The sequence below is a fragment of the Kluyvera sichuanensis genome (genome assembly GCF_014218705.1).
In the GTDB taxonomy this organism is placed as follows: domain Bacteria; phylum Pseudomonadota; class Gammaproteobacteria; order Enterobacterales; family Enterobacteriaceae; genus Kluyvera; species Kluyvera sichuanensis.
On record NZ_JABBJF010000015.1, the window covers coordinates 21,846 to 41,239 of the forward strand.

15 protein-coding genes and 1 pseudogene are annotated in these 19,394 nt (G+C 56.6%); 5 read left to right on the plus strand and 11 right to left on the minus strand.

Features of this window, described 5'->3' with window-relative positions; translation table 11 throughout:
- Window positions 1–6 precede the first annotated feature (6 nt).
- Complete coding sequence (locus HII27_RS15400; RefSeq protein ID WP_185668723.1) at window positions 7–306, minus strand: ArsR/SmtB family transcription factor; 300 nt, start codon at window positions 304–306, stop codon at window positions 7–9.
- Between the two features lie 628 nt (window positions 307–934).
- Between HII27_RS15400 and HII27_RS15405 the strand changes: the two genes are divergently transcribed.
- The 4 genes from HII27_RS15405 (at window position 935) to HII27_RS15420 (ending at window position 5,880) form a co-directional block, all read left to right on the plus strand.
- On the plus strand, window positions 935–1,498 hold the full coding sequence (locus HII27_RS15405) for a fimbrial protein (protein ID WP_185668724.1): 564 nt from the start codon (window positions 935–937) through the stop codon (window positions 1,496–1,498).
- A 64-nt stretch (window positions 1,499–1,562) separates the two neighbouring features.
- Entirely contained in the window at window positions 1,563–2,228 is a 666-nt protein-coding gene (locus HII27_RS15410; protein ID WP_185668725.1) for a fimbrial biogenesis chaperone, read from the plus strand.
- Between the two features lie 41 nt (window positions 2,229–2,269).
- Window positions 2,270–4,762, plus strand: a complete 2,493-nt coding sequence (locus HII27_RS15415) for a fimbria/pilus outer membrane usher protein (protein ID WP_185668775.1) — start codon at window positions 2,270–2,272, stop codon at window positions 4,760–4,762.
- Between the two features lie 11 nt (window positions 4,763–4,773).
- Entirely contained in the window at window positions 4,774–5,880 is a 1,107-nt protein-coding gene (locus HII27_RS15420; RefSeq protein ID WP_185668726.1) for a fimbrial protein, read from the plus strand.
- A gap of 83 nt (window positions 5,881–5,963) precedes the next feature.
- On the opposite strand, the gene HII27_RS15425 is transcribed toward HII27_RS15420, so the two are convergent.
- From HII27_RS15425 to HII27_RS15470, 10 genes and pseudogenes are all read right to left on the minus strand, one after another.
- A complete protein-coding gene (locus HII27_RS15425; protein WP_185668727.1) occupies window positions 5,964–6,974 on the minus strand; it encodes an ABC transporter substrate-binding protein in 1,011 nt (336 codons plus the stop codon).
- An 11-nt stretch (window positions 6,975–6,985) separates the two neighbouring features.
- The gene (locus tag HII27_RS15430) at window positions 6,986–9,112 is read right to left on the minus strand and encodes a TonB-dependent receptor (protein ID WP_185668728.1); all 2,127 of its coding nucleotides are present in this window, start codon (window positions 9,110–9,112) and stop codon (window positions 6,986–6,988) included.
- Between the two features lie 225 nt (window positions 9,113–9,337).
- Window positions 9,338–9,760: a hypothetical protein gene (locus HII27_RS15435; RefSeq protein WP_185668729.1), complete on the minus strand. Its 423-nt coding sequence runs from the start codon at window positions 9,758–9,760 to the stop codon at window positions 9,338–9,340.
- Between the two features lie 136 nt (window positions 9,761–9,896).
- On the minus strand, window positions 9,897–10,664 hold the full coding sequence (locus HII27_RS15440) for a heme ABC transporter ATP-binding protein (protein WP_185668730.1): 768 nt from the start codon (window positions 10,662–10,664) through the stop codon (window positions 9,897–9,899).
- The gene (locus tag HII27_RS15445) at window positions 10,661–11,653 is read right to left on the minus strand and encodes a FecCD family ABC transporter permease (protein WP_317983856.1); all 993 of its coding nucleotides are present in this window, start codon (window positions 11,651–11,653) and stop codon (window positions 10,661–10,663) included. The genes HII27_RS15440 and HII27_RS15445 overlap by 4 nt, the downstream gene beginning before the upstream one ends.
- Window positions 11,654–11,703: 50 nt before the next feature.
- Window positions 11,704–12,327: pseudogene (gene chuY, locus HII27_RS15450) on the minus strand (anaerobilin reductase).
- Window positions 12,327–12,821 (minus strand): heme utilization cystosolic carrier protein HutX, encoded by a 495-nt coding sequence (gene hutX, locus HII27_RS15455; RefSeq protein WP_185668731.1) that lies wholly within the window; start codon window positions 12,819–12,821, stop codon window positions 12,327–12,329. Before hutX ends, chuY begins: the two are co-directional and overlap by 1 nt.
- Before the next feature lie 12 nt (window positions 12,822–12,833).
- The gene (gene hutW, locus HII27_RS15460; RefSeq protein ID WP_185668777.1) at window positions 12,834–14,171 is read right to left on the minus strand and encodes a heme anaerobic degradation radical SAM methyltransferase ChuW/HutW; all 1,338 of its coding nucleotides are present in this window, start codon (window positions 14,169–14,171) and stop codon (window positions 12,834–12,836) included.
- Between the two features lie 23 nt (window positions 14,172–14,194).
- Entirely contained in the window at window positions 14,195–15,019 is an 825-nt protein-coding gene (locus HII27_RS15465; RefSeq protein ID WP_185668778.1) for a heme/hemin ABC transporter substrate-binding protein, read from the minus strand.
- A gap of 2 nt (window positions 15,020–15,021) precedes the next feature.
- Window positions 15,022–17,121 carry a TonB-dependent receptor gene (locus HII27_RS15470; RefSeq protein ID WP_185668732.1) on the minus strand — a complete coding sequence of 700 codons (2,100 nt, stop codon included), beginning with the start codon at window positions 17,119–17,121 and terminating at the stop codon, window positions 15,022–15,024.
- A gap of 405 nt (window positions 17,122–17,526) precedes the next feature.
- On the opposite strand from HII27_RS15470, the gene HII27_RS15475 reads away from it, so the two are divergent.
- A complete protein-coding gene (locus tag HII27_RS15475) occupies window positions 17,527–19,392 on the plus strand; it encodes a hypothetical protein (protein ID WP_185668733.1) in 1,866 nt (621 codons plus the stop codon).
- Window positions 19,393–19,394: the final 2 nt, after the last annotated feature.

A 19,394-nucleotide genomic window follows, 5' to 3' on the forward strand; every position in this document is an offset into this window, starting at 1 on the left:
TCTCTCTTAGGGACAGTAGAGCGTTTTCAAGGTGGCAACAATTTGCTGTACCGCCTCGTTACGGATGGAATAGTAAATCCGCTGGGCATCGCGCTGGCGGTCAATCAGCCCCTCTTCGCGCATGCGGGCAAGGTGCTGAGAGGTAGCCGATGGGCTGAGCCCGCTGGCCTTCGCCAGTTCACCGGCGCTGGTGCCGGGGGCATCGCACAGCATGCAGAGGATCAGCAACCGGTTGGGGTTGCTCATCGCTTTTAGCAGCGCTGCCGCTTCACCGGCGCTGGCTCGCAGGCGTTCGCTATCGTTCATATTAATTTAGCCTTTTCTTAATTAAGGTAATGCTAAACTAAAGGAGGAACGTTGGCGAGATAAAAGATCAACTTGTTAATGAAAATGTTATTTCTTCTGTTGGTGGTTTAAAAGTCGACGTTTGTGCATAAAAATGCGCGTAGGAATCATCTTAGTTTGGCGCGTGGACCGCATTTTTTGTCATAAATCGCGGTGCGAAAAGTGCGTTGGTGGGTTAATTTCGTTAAGTTTGCCCAGGGAATGTTAAAATAACCCCTTCTTATGGGTAATGTGTTGTGCGCTAATGTTCATCTTAAAATAACATAGGGTGATAATATTTTATTTTTATATATATGGTTTAAATGTCTTTACGGCTATTTTACCAAATAATGCATTGCATCGATTTTTAATACGAATATGATCTTCATCGTATTTCTAATAATTTAATCGTCACTCTCCGTTGGTGAAGTGAAAAATATTAAATCGACTTTTAATTGTATACATTAATTAGAGCGATGTGGTTACGCATTTAATACCCTGCTGATGGAATAAAGATTTAATAAACATGGAGGATATGACGGCAGAGGCCGGGTGGGTCATATTGGCCTGCAGGGCGGCTGCATAAGTATAAGTTAACCAGAGATCGAAAATGAAAACACAATCCCGCATCATGGCCTGTGCTATTGCCGTATTAGTTACCGGTACCGTTACTGCAGCTCCTCCTTTGGCTTCCACTGCCGGGACTCAGGGTACTGGCGGCGAGGTGAAATTTACCGGCGAAATTACGGATGCCTCCTGCAACGTAGACAGCAATAGTGCAAACCAGAGCGTTGACCTCGGTAAATGGGCGAAAACTTACTTTACCGGTACCGGTGTTGAGTCAACCAAAACAGCCTTCCACATTAAAGTCAAAGATTGCCCAAACTCCGTTAAGCAGGTAGCTGTCCTGTTTGACGGTAACACGGATGCGCAGGAACCTTCGCTGCTCAAGGTGAACGGCGGTGCGACCGGTGTGGGTATCAAACTGTACGAACATGACCAGAGTAAGCAGATAATCCCAGGGTCCGTGTCGGAAAAGCAGCCGGTAACCTCTGGCTCATCGGGTAATGGTTCTGCCGATCTGATCTTCTATGCAGACTACGAGGCCACCGGTGCAACCGTCGCGAGCGGTGCAGCCGATGGTGTAGCTGATTTTAATATGATCTACAACTAATGAATCCGAGAGCAGAAGGCGACTTCTGCTCTCTTTTTTTCATTCTGGATAGTTGGGTACTCCCATGAATCGTTGGATTATGAGCATTGCTCTTTCTTTATTTGTCGTCTCGGTGACGGCACAGGCCGGTATTGTCATGGGCGGTACTCGAGTTATATATGAAGAAGGTAAGCGTGAAGCTTCTATATCGGTAACGAACGCCGATGAAACCGTTCCCTATTTGGTGCAGTCGTGGGTTGAAAATTACACCGCCAGCGATAAAAGTCAGCCGCCGTTTATTGTCACACCGCCGCTGTTTCGCCTCGACCCGGAACAAAAAAACGTTCTCCGTATTAATTTTACCGGCGCGAAACTTCCTGCCGACCGTGAGTCTGTTTTCTGGCTGAATGTGAAAAGTATTGCGCCATCGAATAAGAACGACACGAATAAATTACAGGTCAATATTAAATCGAAGTTTAAGATTTTCTATCGCCCGAATAATCTTGCCGGTGAGGCCAACGACGCGTTTCAACAGCTGACGTTTGAAACGCGCGGTGCCAGCCTGGTCGCGCATAACCCTACGCCTTACTTTGTCTCTTTCTTCTCATTATCTGTCGGCGGCGTTGATTTGGAATCACCGGGGATGATTGCCCCGTTTGGCGATAGAACCTGGTCCATCAGCCGCACCGGTGTGGTGAAGTGGCGGGCGATCAACGACTTTGGCGGCGCGACTGACTTCGCGCAACGGTAACCGTTTTGTCGGCTTCTCTTGTGAAAAAATATACTCCTGATATGCCGTCCGACGAGGCGACGGTTGCTGCTAGCACCCTGCTAGCCTGCGTACCGACGGCGCTACTGCTGTTGTGCTACCACGCCCCCGCCAGGGCGGACGATTATTTTGACCCGGCGGCGGTGGAGCTAAGTGACCCGCAGCAGAAAACCGCTGACCTGCACTATTTCGCCAAATCCGGCGGCCAGCAGCCGGGGCGCTATCCGGTGTCGGTGTGGGTTAACAACCAGCAGGTAAGCCAGGAAACGATTGAATTTGTGGAAGACGATGGTCAGCTGCTGCCGCGCCTGACCACGGCTCAGCTTGCCGAATACGGCGTCAATGTCAGCGCCTTTGCCACGTTCAATCAACTGCACGACGGCGAACCGCTGACTCGCATCGAGCGATTTATTCCCAACGCCAGCAGCAAGTTTGACTTCACCGCGCAACGGCTGAATCTGAGCATTCCGCAGGCGGCGATGAACCAGCAAAGCCAGGGGTACGTGGATCCGGCACGCTGGGATGACGGTATTCCGGCGGCCTTTGTCGACTACAACCTGACCGGGGCGCAGGCGCGGCAGGATGGCGGTGACAGCCGTACCAGCTACCTGAACCTGCGCAGCGGCGTTAACCTCGGCAGCTGGCGGCTGCGCAATATCGCCGCGATGCAGTACGATAAAACCCGCCGCTGGCGATCGCAAAGCACCTATCTGCAGCGCGATATTCGGGCGCTGAAAAGCCAGCTGCGAATGGGGGATACCTATACCAACGGCGATGTTTTTGACAGCGTGCAGTTTCGCGGTGTGCAGCTGATGTCGCAGGAGGAGATGCTGCCGGATAGCCAGCGCGGTTTCGCCCCGGTAATTCGCGGAATGGCGCACAGTAACGCTAAAGTGACCGTCTCCCAGCACGGCTACGTGATTTATGAAACCTTCGTGGCCCCTGGCGCATTCGCGATCAATGATCTCTATCCCACCGCGCAAAGCGGCGATCTGGAGGTGACGGTGACCGAGAGCGATGGATCGGTACGCCATTTCACCCAGCCGTTTTCCGCCGTGCCGTTTATGCTGCGCCAGGGGCGCATAAAGTACAGCGCCAGCATCGGACGCTATTACTCAACCCAACCGCAGACCCGCCAGCCGCAGTTTATGCAGTCGACGCTATTTTACGGCTTGCCCGCCGATATCACTTTCTACGGCGGAGTGCAGCTGGCGGATGACTATCAGGCGTGGTCGGTTGGCCTGGGCCACGGCTTTGGCGAACTGGGGTCGCTGGGGGCTGATTACACCAGCGCCGCCACCCGCACGCCTTCCGGGCAACGCTTTCGCGGTAACTCCGCACGGTTGCAGTATCAAAAGAGCTTCTCCTCTACCGGCACGACGCTGAGCCTGGCGAGCTATCGCTACTCCTCCAGCCGCTATTACGATTTTGGCGAAGCGAATGCGCTGGAGGGGCGCTACGGCGTCTCCGATAACAAGCGTAGCCGAGAGGAGCTGTCGCTGTCGCAGTCGCTCGGCGATATGGGCAGCCTGTCCGCGTCGGCCTGGACCCAGACTTACTGGCATTCACAAGGACAGGATGAGACCGTGCACGTCGGTTTTTATAGCGCCTGGAAAGGGATCTCCTGGGGCGTGGGCTACTACTTTACGCAGTCGACCCAGAACAATAAGAGCGATCGTTCGTTCTCCTTTAACCTGAATATCCCGCTGGGCAGCCAACTGGCGGACAGCTCCGTCAGCTACAGCACCACCTCCGATAATAACGGCTATACCTCACAGCAGGCCTCACTGTACGGTTCGGCGCTGGAGAAAAATAATCTCTACTACACCGTTCAGCAGGGGTACGGCAACAAGGGGCAGGGGAGCAACAGCGGCGTGTCGTTGGATTATCGCGGCGGCTATGGTGAAACGCAGCTGGGTTATCAGCACGATAACGTGAATAGCCAGGTGACCTGGGGGGCGTCAGGGTCGATTGTGGCGCATCCGCACGGCGTTACCTTCGGTCAGTATACCGGCGATAGCTTTGCTGTCGTGCGGGCACCGGGCGCCAGCAACGTCGATATTCAGAACGGCACCGATCTGCACACCGACTGGCGCGGCTACGCCATTGTGCCGACGCTCACCGCCTATCGGAAAAATGATATCAGCCTTGATACCGAATCGTTGCCTGACGACGCCGACGTGGAGCTACAGGCGCAGACCGTGATCCCCGACGGTGGTGCCATTGTTGAAGCCGACTACCACACCCATATCGGTAGCCGCGTGCTCTTTACGCTGCGCGGCGCGCAGGGCCCATTACCGTTCGGTGCCAGCGCGCGTCTGATTGGGGACGACGAGGCGGCATCCGGCATTGTGGCGGAGCAGGGGCTGGTTTATCTCAGCGGGATGCCGGACGAGGGCACCGTTGAAGTCAGCTGGATGGACAGTCGCGTCGCGAAGACCTGCCGTGCCCGTTACCATCTTCCCACTACTATGCAGGCTAAACCGGTGAAAACGGTTAGCGCGCAGTGTCTCTAAAAGGTGTACCTATGTGCAGAAGCCACGTCGTTATCCGCCTGTTTATTCTGCTGGTTGTGGCCTGCGGCTGCCCGCGCGTGTGGGCGGAAAGCTGCAGTAATACCATCGGCGATATGACGATCAATACCCAGAACATACAGTATCTGCCCACGCTACCGGTGAACTCGCAGATGTCACACTCTATGGCCGACAACGGCAGCGGGGTGCGATTTACCTGCGATCTCCAACTGCCCGCCGCGGACTGGAAGCGGGTGGTTTATCAGCAGATGGATACCTCGGGCTCGGCGTTGGCCGTCAACGGGGTGCATATTTTCGCCACTCAGCTTTCGGGGCTTGGCTATTCGTTGGGCTTTCAGTGCAACGGCGGTGCGGTGCACTATATCGACGGCAGTAGTTCTCCGGCAGGAAGTCACTCGGCGACGATTTGCGACAGCGATGATCTGCCGGCGCTGCTGACGCAAAAAGAGATCGTGATTAAAGCCTACGTCACTTTCTACAAAACCGGCGATGTGAATCTGTCCGGTGGCAACCACACCAACGTGAACGCCCAGCCGCAGGTTGGCAAACTGTTTGTGGAGCAGCGATCCTCGGCGGTCAACGGCACGACCAGTACATCGCCGACCTTTCTGGGGCTCTCGGCGCTGAACGTGGATATCGGCGCCAGTGGCAGTTGTCAGGTGACCACGCCGACCATCAACGTGAAGTTGGGTGCGGTGAATAAAACGGAGTTTAAGGGGGTGAATACCACCGGTGGCACCGCGCAAAACTTTGCGATCCCGGTTTACTGTTCCCAACCTACCGATGTGCGCATTGGCTTTTTTGGTCAGGAAGCCGACCCGGCATTCCCGGATACGCTGGCGATTACGCAGATGAGCGGCGCGGCTGGCGGCGTCGGCGTGAAGCTGAGCTACGGCAACAACGGCGCGCCCGCCCCGGCTGCGGGGACGGCGGTACGTATCAACGAAGCGGCTAATCTGCCTCTGCTGAAAACGGTGAAGGCAAGCCAGGCCGCTAACGCCGAGCGCATTAACTATACCGCCCAGTATGTGCAGACCGGCAGCGTGGTGAGTGCGGGGATGGCGAACAGTATGGCGACGTTTACGCTTATTTATAACTGAGGATGGGGAGAGGGAGAAAACCGCACAGTTCGGTCCCCTCGCCCCTTTGAGGAGAGGGTTAGGGTGAGGGGGAAAAGACATCACTACTGCGCAGGCTTCTGCGCGTGCAAAATCCGCTGCGTCTCATCGTCACTGAGTGTGTAATCAAAGAAGCGCTGATAGAAATCCTGCGTCACCTTCGCCATATCCACCCCAGGGAAACTGGCAGGGTGCAGCATCAGCGCCGCCCACTGGATCTGCAGTGCGCTTTCGGTGCCGTAACGATCCCACGGGAATACCCCGGCCGGGTTTTGCAGCACCTTGCCGTTTTTCACCGCCTTGAGCTCCGAGAACAGCGCCGCGTAAGGTGAGTCGGCAATCTGCCCGCTGTTTGCCCCGAGAATAATCACGTCCGGTTGCCAGGTAAGCACCCGCTCCGGCGACACCTCTTTCATATTGCCCTGAATCTCCGCCGCCGCATTTTTACCCCCGGCGAGGTGAATCCAGGTATCAATCAGCGTCTGGCTGCCGTCCACCTTCAGCGGCTTCAGCGACTGAATATGCAGCACGCTGGGCCGCTGTTCGGCGGTCAGCCCGCGCATTTTGCTTTGTACGGTATCAATGGTGGTTTGCAGATACTGGTTATAGGCCTTTGCCCTCGCCCGCGCGTCGTCGGTACCCAACACCTCGGCGGTGGTGGTGACCGATTTCATCAGCGATGGATAGTCGGTAAAGGCCATTTGTAGCGTAGGCAGCCCTGCCTGGCGGTAGCTCTCCGCTTTATCATTGCCCGCAGAGGTGAACACCACGTCCACCTTTTTAGCCAACAGGCTTTCGGGATTAAATGCGGTACCGCGAACCTGCAGAGCCTGATTCAACGTCGGCGCGATTTTGAACATCCACGGCTGGCTTTCCGGATGGTTGACGGTGGCGACGATTTTACTGCCCGCCCCTAGGGTCATCAGCACCGAGTGGTGCGCAAACCAGCCGTCGGCGATGGTGTTCACCTGGTCGGGAACGGTAACGGTATGACCGGCATCATCCACGACCTGGCGGGAAGCCAGGGCGGGGAAAGCCAGCCAGGCGCAGAGTAACCACGCTTGGCGACGTTTCATCTACTTACTCCTTAAAAATCAATCTGCATAGAGAGTTGAGCCTCTCGCGGTGCTCCAAGCTGAGCGCTGGCGTTGCCTGCGCCGGTATAACCGGTTAATGCGCCCGGAACCACGTTGGTCCAGTAGCGGCGGTTAGTCAGGTTGGTGACATCCAGACGGAAGGTCACGGGGGTGTTGTACATTCGGGTGGCATAGCTTGCCCCGGCATCAACCGTGGTGTAGCTGCCTACCCAGCTGTCATTGGCGTTATCGGTCGCGCGGCGGCCAACGTAGCGCACGTTGGTATCCACATCGACGCCCGGTAGCTGCTCAATGCTGTAAACCGCCAGCATACTTGCGGTGAAGCGCGGTACGCCGACCACCTGTTTGCCGTCGGCGCTGGCGTCTTTGGTGTCGTGCAGGCGTGGATCAAGCCAGGTCGCGCCGCCGAACAGGCGTAGGTTATGGGTGACGTGGCCGTCGGCCATCAGCTCCAGCCCGCGGTTTTTCTGCGTGCCGTCCTGGGCGAAATCGCCGCTGTCATTGGTATACGCGAAAGGACGCTTCGCCTGGAACAGCGCCGCGGAGAGCATCAGGTCGCGCATTGGGGCATATTTCGCGCCCACTTCCACCTGATGGCTGCGGTACGGGTCGAGGATCTGCCCGGCGTTGTTTGCGCCGCTCGGCGCGGTATCGCCCTGCTGCATGCTGTCAGCCCAGGTGGTGTAGAGCGTGATGTTATCGATAGGTTTGTACATCAGGCTGGCCGAACCGCTGGCGCCGTTATCTTTTTTGTCGCTGGTCTGTGAGCCGGTCTTGTTGTAGTTGCTGACCGTAAACAGGTTTTCGCTACCCGAAAGCAGCAGGCTCCACTGCGGGCTGAAGTGCAGGGTGTCGCTCAGCAGGAAAGCATGCTGGGTGGTGGTCGCTGATTGATAGCGCTTATTAAAGTCTGGATACGGCGGACGTGGGTAGACCGGGTGTTGATCCAGTGAGGATTTACCCAGCGTAAAGGTGCCGCCGTCGACCGGGTTATAGTTTTTCCACACGAAGCCGCGCACCCCGGTGCTGATGTCGTGGGTCAGCCAGCCGGTGTCGACGCTGCCGGTCAGGTTCGCCATATAGCTGTTGATGGTAAAGCGGCTGGCGGCGGAGTCGGAGGTCGTGGTGGTGTAGCTGCCATGATTATCGGTCAGGGTATTGGTGACGGTGGTGGATTCGCGGTCGGCAATCTGACGCAGCACGCCGACGTCCAACAGCCAGTTGCCGTCAAAGTCATGCTTCAGGTGCAGGCTGGCGGTGCTGGTTTCATCATCGTTACCAGCATAGCTCTGGCCGTACTGCGCTTTGGTCGGGTCGAGCGGGGAAGGGAAATGCACCCCTTTTGCCAGCGCGAAGGAACCCGGCATGCCTTTTTCGTAGTAGTGATAGTAGCTGAAGTTGCTCTCGAGCACCGTTTTATCAGTGAGCTGGAAGTCGAGGCCAAGACCGGCATACTGACGACGTTTGTGGCTGCCGCTGGTGTAACCGTGGCCTTCGTCGTTGAGCAGGTTGAGGCGGTATTTCACGCGGTCGCCGTCATCGATCGGGCCGCTAAAGTCCATTGAGGTCAGCGTGCCGTTGCCGGTGCTGCCGCCGACGGTCACGCGGTGCAGCGGGGTATCCGTCGGGCGTTTGGAGACCAGGTTAAACATCCCCGCCGGGTTCGCCGGGCCGTACAGCGAGCCCGCCAGGCCGCTCAGCACTTCAACGCTCTGGAACTGCTCGGCCGGATATTCGGTGGTGGAGACGGCGTTCAGGCCATCAATCATATGGTTCTGCACCACGCTGCCCTGCATGCCGCGGGTTTGTGGGCGAACCCCGTCACCCTGTACGGAAGGCATATAACGATAGACATCTTTGACGCTTTTGAGCTGCTGCTCGTTGATAAGCGGCGAGGAGAGGGTCTGAACTGACCAGGGAACATCCATCACCGTCCGTTTACCCAGACTACCTAAAGTGGCCTGCTTCTCTGAAGCCGGTGGCTCCTGCGCGCTGCTGTTATCGGCAGCGCTGGCAGAGACCACCATGGTGTCCTCCGCATAGCCAGATTGCGACATCGCCAGGCACGAGAATGCCAGGAGCCCCGAAGCGAGCGGTATTGTTTTATTATCGAACATTTTTAAATTCAGTGTGTTAGCCGAAAGACTGGTGGTAACCGGGTTACCATCTACGCATGAGGGGAACAGCTATTATTATTTGTATGACGAATATCATGGGGAATGTCGTTATATATGTCAATACATAGCGAGTGGTAGGTAAAACGGGAGGCAGATGTGTAGCGTTGTTATGACAGGCATAAAAAAAGCCGCATTAGCGGCTTTTTTTGACTTAGTAACGTATTGTTATTCGCTGACTTTTTTCTCAAGCTCAGCGGCACCGTCTTTGGTTTTATCCCAGCCTTTCTGCGCCCCTTCTTTAGTGGCGTCCCACCCTTTCTGGGAAACATCTTTGGTTTTATTCCAGCCTTTCTGGGCGCCTTCTTTGGTGGCATCCCACCCTTTTTCGGTCCCTTCTTTGGTTTTATGCCAGGTTTTCTGAGCGCCTTCGCTCACCTGACTACCTACGCTGTCGCTCTTACCTTCGGTGGCGTGCTTAGATTTCAGCTTAAGCTCTTCACCCTGGTTCTGTGCCTGATGCAGTTTTTCTTTCGCGGTATTCGCGTTTGCCTGTGCCTGGGCAACCGTGTCGTCGGTGGCGTGTGTGGTCGCTGCGAAAACAGGGGAAGCCAGCAGAAGCGCTGAAAGTGCAATTGTTGTTTTTTTCATAACAAATCCTCATCAGTTTGTGAGCGTTAGAAAGGATGGCACAGACGTTTGGATGAGGCTTTAGGAATAAACTGTAATTGAATCATCGTGTTCCAATAGGCGGTTTTGGCGAGTGCGCTAAACCGCCTGTGAATCATCATCTTTCCAGTACGATCAGCGGGGCGTCATCGCGGGTTCGGGTCACGGCGACTTCCGCTTGATAGAGGTTACGCAGCGCGGATTCTGTCAGCACTTCCTGCGGTGTGCCGTTATCGACAACCTGGCCTTTTTCCAGCAGCACGATACGGTCGGCGTAGCGTGCGGCAAGGTTGAGGTCGTGCAGTACGCAGCAGACGTTAAACTGCCGCAGCTGCACCAGCTCGCGCAGCAGGCGGAACAACTGCTGCTGGTGGTGAATATCCAGCGCCGAGGTGGGCTCGTCGAGAAACAGCCACTTTGGCGTGGGTTCCGGCTCCCAAAGCTGCACCAGCAGGCGCGCCAGCTGTACCCGCTGCTGTTCGCCGCCGGAGAGATGGCGATAATCGCGGGCGGCCAGTTCACGGCAGCCGCATAGCGCCATAATGTGCTCCGTCTCATCGCGCGGGTTGCTGCTGCGATGCGGGTGGCGGCCCATGCGGATCACCTCCATCACGCTAAAGGGAAACGCCATATCCTGGTTCTGGCGCATCACCGCGCGAGTGCGGGCTAACGTCTCCGTCGGCCACTCCTCCAGCGCTTTGCCAAACATCGAGCAGGTGCCGCTATCGGGTTTCAGGTAACCGGTCAGCTGGCGCAATAGGGTGGATTTGCCCGCGCCGTTGGGGCCAAGAATAGCGACTATCTCTGCGCCGGGAAGCGTTAGCGAAACGTTATGGGTCAGGCGACGGCCGTTGATGCTGTAGGTGAGATTCCGGGCTTCAATCATAGTGCTCTCCGTGTCCGCAGGATCAGCCAAAGAAAATAGGGGCCGCCAATCAGGCTGGTGAGCAGGCCGACCGGCATTTCAGCGGGCTGTACCAGCGTGCGCGCCAGGGTATCCGCAACCAGCAGAAGGCAGGCTCCGGCCAGCGTTGAGCAGGGCAGCAGCCAGCGGTGGTCGGCGCCGATGGTCATGCGGATAAGATGCGGAATGACCAGGCCGATAAAGCCAATCACGCCGCTTACCGACACCGCAGCGCCCACCAGCAGGGAGCTGAGCAACAGCAGCAGTTGGCGTTTTCGCTTGACGTTCACGCCGAGGTAGTGCGCCTCTTCATCGCCCAGTTGCAGCAGGTTCAGCGTGGTGGCAAGCCAGGCGGTGGCGATCATCGCTGGCAGTGCAAACGAGGCGGCAACCAGCAGCGTAGGCCACTGCGCCTGCCCCAGGCTGCCCATCATCCATAGGGTCAGCTGACGCAACTGCTGTTCATCGCCGACGTAGCTCAGGATGCTGATCGCCGCGCCGCAGAGCGCGTTGATGGCGATCCCCGCCAGCAGCAGCTGGATCATGCCGCCGTGCTGGTGGCGCAGGCTAATCAGGAAGATCACGGCGCACACCACCAGGCTGCCGACGACGGCGAAAATCATCTGTTCGTACAGCAGAAAAGCCGCGGGGAGCGAAACGGGGAAGATAATGGCGACACCAACCATCAGCGCCGAGCCGCTGCTCACCCCTAACAGACCGGGGTCGGCCATCGGGTTACGAAATAGCCCCTGCATGATCACCCCGGCGGTAGCCAGCGCGCCGCCAACCAGCACCGCCAGCAGCACGCGCGGAAGACGAATGTTGAGCCAGATGTCGCGGTAGTGCGCATCCTGCAACGAGGCAAAGGTGATTTTTAGCGCCCCCTGGCTGGCACCGACCAGCACGAGCGTCGCCAGCATCAGCAGCAGGCCGATAAAAACGCTGAAAGAAGAGAGTGAATCCTTGAACACGCAAAGCTCCGTTACATCGATGCGGCGCGATGTACCGCGCCGCAGGGGAATTACGCCGGTTTGAGGCCCGGCTCAACCAGGCTGTAAATCTGCTGGTCGAGCGCCGGGGCGCTGGCTAACGCCTGAATATGCGCCGCGACGTCCGCGCGCTGCACAAATCCGTGGACTTCCTGTTGCTGCACGCGCAGTGCGTTACCGGTCGCCTCACCGCTAAGCAGCCCGGCAGGGCGCAGAATGGCGTAGTCCAGCGTGCTGGTTTGCAGCCAGCTTTCCGCCAGGCTTTTTTCACGCACGGCTTGACCAAACGCCGCTTTGGCACGCGGTGAGAGGAACGGCCAGCTGTCGCCGCAGCCGAGTTAGGTCACCAGAATCATCCGGCGAATGCCCGCTTTTTCGGCTTCATCAATCACCGTGCGGTGGGCGAGATAATCCTGCGCGCCGCCCATGGTGGAGATAACCGTTGCCGTTTCACCGGCGGCCAGACAGGCCCTGGCGACCATGTCAGCGTCGCAGGCATCGCCAATAAAAACCTGTGCGCCCAGCGCTTCCAGCCGTGCGGCGGCCTCTGGGTTGCGCACCAGCGCGACCACCGGGCGTTTTTCTGCCAGTGCCAGTTCGGCCGTGAGCGCACCGACGCCTTTACCGCCCGCGCCAAACATTAACCACGGGGTCATCATGCCTCTCCCTTCAGCACGGCGGCGAGGGTACGGAAGGCGTCAACCTGCTCGCTCAGCAGCTGACGATGGTCGTCGCGGCCGAGGAAAATTTTAAACATTGCGCTGCCTGCGGCGTTAAAGAACAGGATTGAGGCGGTATCCATCGCCATAAATTTGCGTTCTACCAGGGCAATGTGGGTGCAGTTTTCTGCCTTGATATGCCCGGTCATGCCCTTCTTGCCGCGCAGGTTGAAGTAGCCGTGGCGGTGGAAGCCGGACGGCAGTTCGCCGGTGAATTCCAGAATCACATCGGCGGTGTGTACGAGCGTTGTGACTTTGCCCCATTCCGCGACGGTGTCCCACACGGTATCAAACTTGTCGCCTGTCACCAGCGTGTGGGATGGCAGGTTTTTTACCACCTCCAGCAGCGTGGTGTGGTACTGGCTGGCGATCGCTTCCAGCGTGCCGTCAGGCTCGGTTTTTAAAAAGTCCTGTAGGGATACGTTGCTCATCGTTAACTCCTGTTATTGGGTTTCAACCGCAATGCGCGGTGCGTTAAGTGCCTGAATAAGTTCATCAAGAGACTGCAAAATGTTGCTTGCCCAGAAGCGTCCTTCGTTGGTCAGACGCAGGCAGGTTGAGTCGTCGCGCGTCAGCCCGGCGCGGTGCCATTGCGCCAGCAGCGGGGCGAGTTTCGCGGCGTGTGGAGTCAGTGCATCCAGCGGCACGCGAGCGGTTTCTACGCCAGACTGCAGCAGGTGCCGCCACTGGAAGCCGCGCTCGGCGGTACGCATCATCATCATCAGCGGCTTTTTGCCTGCGGCGATGGCGTCGTGCCAGGTATTGAGGTTGCGCTCGACCATCCACGAATAGCCGTTGACGGAGCCGCCCGCGCCGGAGCCCAGCGCCAGGCAGTCTGCGCCCTGTTTAATCAGTAAATTGTAGAGATTGCGCTCGCGGGTGGTGCGTGCCCAGTGGCTGTTGCTAATGCAGCGCCAGCCAGCCTGATCCATAAAGTCGCAGCCCTGAAGATAGAGGTCACGGCGTTCGGCGGGCTGCGGCACGCTGGTACGCCCGTTCTCAACCGCTTTGCCGAGCGGCGTGTTAGGCAGCAGGTTGAGAGCATAAAGGTCGACGCCGTCGAGGCCAATATCGCGGGCGATTGCCAGGTCTTCGCCCCACAGCGCGGCGTTCTGGCCGGGCAGACCAAACAACAGATCGCAGACCACCGCCGCGCGGTCGCGCTTGACCAGCCCTTCCATAAAGGCGATGGCGGTGGGGCCATCGGAGGTACGGGCCATCTTCTTACGAATTTTGCTGTTAAATGACTGAATGCCGATGGAGAAGCGGTTCGCGCCAGCGTCCAGACAGGCGTCGATTCGCGCATCGTCGAAGTTCAGCACCCGACCTTCAATGGTGATTTCACAGTCCGGTGCCAGCGGCAGGCGTTCGCGCAGGGTGGTGATAATGCGTGCCAGATCGCGGGCTGACAGCGCCGACGGCGTGCCGCCGCCGAAATAGACCGCGTGAATAGGCGCGGACTGGTGCAGCACGCTGTCGGCCTCCATTTCGATTTCACGCAGCAGCGCGTCGGTGTAACGCGCGCAGTGATCCTCTTCATAGCGGTTCTGGTAAAAGCCGCAGAAGGTGCAGTGGGTGGCGCAAAACGGAATGTGCAGATACAGCAGGCGCTTACGCGGCGGCGCGGCGTGGTTCAGCACCTCCTGCCAGGTTTGCTCAAGCTGTTCTTTGGCGATAGGCACCGCGCCGCGCCAGGGCATCGTCGCCCGGCGGTCTTTAAAGGGCTGGCCGCCCTCCAGCGCAAAGTGCGGGGTTAAATCCAGGTCGATAGGGGTATTCAACATCATCGGTCTTTCAACATCCTTTAGTGTGGCCAGAACTGGCGGTGCAGCGTTTCAACCGCGTCGGCGACGCGCGGGCCCATGCCGAGGATCAGGGCCTGATCGATAACGACGATGCGCTGGTTTTTCCACGCGTTGGTGCGGATGATCCCGGCGATCGCGCTCAGGCGGTTAAGATCGCCGTTGACCATTTGCGCGGTGACGATAATCACCTCCGGGTTGGCGGCAATCAGCGCTTCCGCGCTGTAGCTACGGTACTGCGGGTGCTGAGCCGCGTTGCGGGCACCGGCGAGCGTCATGATGGCATCGGCAACGCTGCCTTTCCCTGCTACCTGAGGGGCGCTGCCGCCCGCGCTGAGAATAAACAGCGCGTTCACCGGCGCCGGTTTACTGGCGCTGCTCTGCGCGACCTTTTCCAGCCGCTGGCGAATGTTACCCACCAGGGCGGTGCCGCTGTCCTCACGCCCCAGAGCGCTGGCAAGCGTGTGGATATTGGCGTACATCTGCTCGACGGTGGCGGGGACTCGCGGCAGGGTGAGCACGTCGATGTGCTGGCTGCGCAGCTGGTCAAACACCAGCTGCGGACCCGCGTCCTGCCAGGTGATAAAGCGGTTTGGGTGCAGCGATAAAATGCCTTCGCTGCTGAGCTGCTTCCAGTAACCGATGTGCTGCAGCGCGGCGGTTTCCGGCGGGTACGAGGTGGTTTCATCCACCCCGACCACCTGGCTGCCCGCGCCTAGTGCGTAAATCAGCTCGCTGAGCGAACCGCCGGCCACCACGATGCGGTCAGCCGCCTGAGCGCTGAACACGGTGACCAGCGCCAGTAATCCGATAGCCAGTTTTTTCATCATCAGAAGTTCCATGCAAAGCCGACCGCCGCGTTAAAACCCGCCGCCGGAATGGATTCATGCGCCGTGCGGTAGCGTTTATCGGTCAGGTTGTTGAGCGCCAGGTTGACCTGATACTGATCGTTGGCACCGAATTCGGTGTTCACCGCCAGGTTCAGCGTGGCCCAGCCAGGCGTGCGGGTCTCTTCCGTACCGGTATCGTCTTTGGCGCTGGAGGCCGCGCGGATAAAGAGATCGGAAGTGACGTTTGCCGCATTGAGCATGAGCGTGTGTTTCACCCCGACGCGGCCGTTAATGGCGGGCTCGCCGGTATTGGTGGTTTTCCCCGCCGGGGTTTCATATTCGCGGTGGATCAGGTTGCCGCTGACGTACGGTGAAACAACCCAGCCGTTATATTCAGCGCTCAACTCCATGCCCCAGGTGTTGGCGCGGTCAATGTTGTCGTAGTAGTAGCTACTGCGCGATGAGTTGGTCGCACCGTTGCAGATAGCCTGGCCGGAGCAGGCGACGGTGGCGATATAGTCCTTCGCCTGCGAGTAGTAGACCGCGCCATCGACCAGCCAGAGATTGCCGTTGTAGCGGGCACCCAGTTCATAGTTGTTAGAGTGTTCCGCTTCCAGGTTGGCGTTGCCGTAGGTTGTCCCACCGCCCGCGGCGGTTTGTGAAAACAGCTGCGTTAGCGTCGGGAAGACGTAGCCCTGGGCGAACGCGGCCCGCAGTTCGATATTGTCGAAGCCCGAGTAGCGCAGGCTGGTGGCGCTGACCAACGCATTGTCACTCGTTGACTGCGCGCCGATAGAGGTGTCTTTGGTGACGCCGTTCATGGTGGTGTTTGAGTCACCGCGGGTGAGTTTTGACGACAGCCAGTACTGGCGCGCACCAAGCGTCCAGGTCCAGTTATCGGCAAAATGCCAGTCATTTTGGGCGAACAGCGAGGTATTGCTCTGCTCTGACTCGTTATAGGCGCGAGTTCGGATCTCCATCGGCATCGACTGCGGGGTGGTTGAACCGTTGGTAGTCTGAGATACGCGATCGCGCTGGTACTGCGTGCCGACGACCAACTCATTATTGGCAGGCAGCGAGAAGTTGCTCTGTAGCGTTACGCCCTGGGTGTACTGCTTATCGTTGGTTTTGGTCTGGTTATGAATAGCCGACGTCAGCACCTCGTTTTCAAACTGACGGGCGATGGTTTGCTCGTAGGCATCGAGATGAATTTTCTTCAGATAATCACCGTCGACATCTACGTCGTAGAACAGACCAACCTTTTCCCGCTCCAGCTTCGGCAGCTTGACGCTAAAGGCATCGTATTCGCCGTCCGGGTCTTCGTAATAGGTTTGGGTCGAGAGCTTGTAGCGGTCGAGCGACAGCCCGAAATGCTGGTTATCCAGGTTGTAGCCGAGCCAGATTCCCTGGCTGTTGTTGCGGAAATGGGTATTCGGCAGACGGCCGTCCGGCGTATCGCGATCGCCCTGATCGGAATAGCTGCCGTTAATACGATAATCAAACTGACCAATGCTGCCCCAGGCCGCCGCCGACTCTTCCCAGCCCGCCGTGGCGGAGTTATAGACCGCTTTCACCGTCCCGGCGATCGGCTTATCGCCGCCTTTTTTGGTGATAAAGTTAACCACGCCGCCGATGGCCTGCGAGCCGTACAGCACCGAGTAGGGGCCTTTGACCACTTCGATGCGCTCCAGCGCCGATTCATCAATCAGCAGCCCGGCGCCGTAGTTTTGCCCGGCGCGCTGGTAGGTGACCTCCTGACCGTCTATCAGGATCAGTACGCGGGAAGAGGCTTCACCGCGAATGCGGATCTGCTTGCGCCCGGCGAGCGCGTTATCGGTAATCTCTACGCCGGGAATATCCTGCAGATCGTCGGCAATTGAGGTGCTGGTGGAGTTTTGCAGCGTCTGATGGTCGATAACCTGAATGGTTGCCGGACTGTTCCAGAGCGAGCTTTCTGAACGATTGGCGGTCACCACCAGCGTCTCTTCCTTGCTGGTTTTGTGTGGTGTTTCAGAAGATGTGGCGGCAGAGGCCGCGCTGGAGACGCAGAGCGCCAGCGCGGAGAGTACGAAGGACCCTCGGGTAATGGAATGCAGCATCGGTATCCCTACAAATGAATATGATAATGATAATAACTATCAATTACATTTGCACATCAGCAGAAACAGGTCCAGCGTGGAAGGTATAAATAAAATGCATCTTTGATTTGCGTCAATTTATGCCGGCGATAGGGCAGTGAAATGTGACTTTGATCACCACAATATTGAGCATAATTAAGTGGTTAATGTTGTTGGTTTGCGATAGAGTAGGTTGTTTGGCTGGGGTCGCGATACTGGAAGGAGAGGGGATCATTAATTGATTACGGGAATGTGACTTATTGTGTTGCCGAGTGTATTAGACGGGAGAAACGTCATCGTCTCCAGGCAAAAAATTAGCTGCGCTTGCTCTTAAAATAACTCTGATAAGGGTATTCTTATCGCATTCTGTTTTAGAGAGGGCGTGTAATGAGTGAGATTGATATTAGGGGCGATGACGCGTTAGTCGCTCTGTTGCTGCATGCTGAGAAGGACGATATTGATCCGCTGCTCGATTACATTACAACGGACGGAAAATTTGATTTTTCGCAGTCAGAGAGTGTTAAAGCTGTACTGCAGGATACCAAAAAGAGCGATACCGTTGATGAGGATACGTTGCGTTTGCTGGTGCGTGAACTTCAACACTTCGGCGGTAATACCTTCGCGAATCTGTTGCGCCGGAACGGTGCGCGATATAGTGATATTGTCAACGATGTTGCTAGCCACTTGAAAATTAAAGCCTCAGAAACCTCTTCGCTGGAAGAGAAGGAAGCGCTGATTGTTGATGCGGTATTCACCTCGTCATGGAGCACGATGTCAGATGAAGTGCGCCGCCAGGTTCTGAACGATACAGGGATCTACACCAACGTCAGCCTGGATAAGCTGTCGCAAATGGACATTCCAGCTTTGCAGAAAGCGGCAGTGGTGGCAAGCGGACTGGCACAGGTCGCTGGAGGAAGCGCTTTGAGGCTAGTGGCAGGGCTTGGTCTTGGACGAGTGCTTGGTTTCGTGACTGGCCCCGTTGGACTGGCATTAACTAGCTTATATACCGCGTATGATATTTCCAACCCGGCATTTCGCGTCACGCTGCCCTGTGTGGTGCAAATTGCTTGGATCCGACTAAAAAAATCACGCAACCTCCGGCTCAGCGAATCGCAGCCATCGGTAATGACGACCATCCAGAATTATGATCGCCGCTGGGTTTTTGAGAATGAAGAGAGACTCCCGGTACTGACGGTATCCTCACTCGCTATATCGGCTGTCAAGAATGTGGAAACCCTACCACAACACGATGTTACTGGCATCTCACCGCTGAGTCCGCTCCTGCAGACGCTTCCCTCTCTCGTCACATCAGTTCATCTGGCTAATCACCATTATATGGAGGTGGTGATAGAGGGGGCTCTGGCAAGCGTGAAAGGGGGGGCTGGCTACCGTGGGTTCAGCATGGGCGCGAACGGTATTAAAGAGCATGCGGTTCTACTTAGTCCCGATAACCTTCATCGTTTGGTTAACGCTAGTCTTTTGCTGAATGTTGCCTCTGCAGTACTGGCTCAAAAGCACCTGGCAGATATCAGCCATAAATTAATGCAGATCTCCGAGACGATCCGTGAGGTTTCCATTTTTCAGAATACGGCTCGCCATTCCGAGATAATTAGTTTTATCGAATACCTGAAACAAATAACCCCGGTGGTGAGGGCTAGGCAGTCTTCTGTGGATTATCGGCAAGGGTTGGAAGATATCGAAAAACGTTCAATATCGGTGCAAGACCACCTACGGAAGGATATTGTCGCTATCGGTGAAAAGGTTTATTCCTTAAAAGATAACGCTTTTTTTGGCAGTGCAGATATCACCAGTAAAATTCTGGAGCAGCAAAAAATTCTCGATGAACGGATTGTTGAATGGGATTTAACGATGAAAGTGCGTGGGCAGGCCTTACATCTGCTAAGCCATATTGGAGTGGAGAGCATGTTGGTGCAGCGCCGACATCAGTCGATAGATGATCATTATGCTGACTTCAATCGCGCGATCGAGCGAGTGGAACAGCAGATGCATCAGCGAATTGATGGTATCAGCGCCATTACAGAACAGACTAATACGACACTGGCGAATAAAGTCTTACTACGTAAATGGGCAAACAGTCATCTTAAACAGCATATAGCTTCGATTGAAGTTGCGCATAAGGCTATTGGGAAGATCCAGAAAAATATGCTGGATACTCCCTCATCGCCAACCCGGATGCTGGTAGAAATGCGCAATGGAGAAGTGGTGAAGTGCTTTTCTCTGCCGGATTGTTAATT

What these genes read in the sequence shown, in the direction of transcription:
- HII27_RS15400 (WP_185668723.1), bottom strand. Translation starts at nt 306, where the DNA reads ATGAACGATAGCGAACGCCTGCGAGCCAGCGCCGGTGAAGCGGCAGCG.
- HII27_RS15405 (WP_185668724.1), top strand. Translation starts at nt 935, where the DNA reads ATGAAAACACAATCCCGCATCATGGCCTGTGCTATTGCCGTATTAGTT.
- HII27_RS15410 (WP_185668725.1), top strand. Translation starts at nt 1,563, where the DNA reads ATGAATCGTTGGATTATGAGCATTGCTCTTTCTTTATTTGTCGTCTCG.
- HII27_RS15415 (WP_185668775.1), top strand. Translation starts at nt 2,270, where the DNA reads ATGCCGTCCGACGAGGCGACGGTTGCTGCTAGCACCCTGCTAGCCTGC.
- HII27_RS15420 (WP_185668726.1), top strand. Translation starts at nt 4,774, where the DNA reads ATGTGCAGAAGCCACGTCGTTATCCGCCTGTTTATTCTGCTGGTTGTG.
- HII27_RS15425 (WP_185668727.1), bottom strand. Translation starts at nt 6,974, where the DNA reads ATGAAACGTCGCCAAGCGTGGTTACTCTGCGCCTGGCTGGCTTTCCCC.
- HII27_RS15430 (WP_185668728.1), bottom strand. Translation starts at nt 9,112, where the DNA reads ATGTTCGATAATAAAACAATACCGCTCGCTTCGGGGCTCCTGGCATTC.
- HII27_RS15435 (WP_185668729.1), bottom strand. Translation starts at nt 9,760, where the DNA reads ATGAAAAAAACAACAATTGCACTTTCAGCGCTTCTGCTGGCTTCCCCT.
- HII27_RS15440 (WP_185668730.1), bottom strand. Translation starts at nt 10,664, where the DNA reads ATGATTGAAGCCCGGAATCTCACCTACAGCATCAACGGCCGTCGCCTG.
- hutX (WP_185668731.1), bottom strand. Translation starts at nt 12,821, where the DNA reads ATGAGCAACGTATCCCTACAGGACTTTTTAAAAACCGAGCCTGACGGC.
- HII27_RS15465 (WP_185668778.1), bottom strand. Translation starts at nt 15,019, where the DNA reads ATGAAAAAACTGGCTATCGGATTACTGGCGCTGGTCACCGTGTTCAGC.
- HII27_RS15470 (WP_185668732.1), bottom strand. Translation starts at nt 17,121, where the DNA reads ATGCTGCATTCCATTACCCGAGGGTCCTTCGTACTCTCCGCGCTGGCG.
- HII27_RS15475 (WP_185668733.1), top strand. Translation starts at nt 17,527, where the DNA reads ATGAGTGAGATTGATATTAGGGGCGATGACGCGTTAGTCGCTCTGTTG.